This is a genomic window from Photorhabdus sp. RM96S (assembly GCF_042879335.1).
GTDB classification, from domain to species: Bacteria; Pseudomonadota; Gammaproteobacteria; order Enterobacterales; family Enterobacteriaceae; genus Photorhabdus; species Photorhabdus kayaii.
Genome location: NZ_JBHFKT010000267.1, coordinates 1 through 246, shown reverse-complemented (window position 1 = coordinate 246; position 246 = coordinate 1). Strand labels below are relative to the sequence as shown.

Genomic DNA, 246 nt, shown 5'->3' with positions numbered 1-246 from the left:
CACCCTGCGCAACGATTTCACCTTCATTGCCGACAATCAGCACTGGCGCCCGGCCCCGTTACCCAAACCGGCGATGGAGGGCCCGCAGATTGCCAACGTGGTCGGCCCGGCGGGCGAAGAAATCTACTGCGACGCCTACGGCCGTATCCGGCTGCAATTTCTCTGGGACCGCTACGGCCGGAACAACGACAGCAGCTCCTGCTGGATACGGGTGACCCAGCCCTGGGCCGGGCAGGGCTGGGGCAT

General features: G+C 65.4%; 1 pseudogene. It reads left to right on the top strand.

Features of this window, described 5'->3' with window-relative positions:
- Positions 1-246: pseudogene (locus ACGF49_RS25295) on the top strand (type VI secretion system tip protein VgrG); the annotation flags it as partial.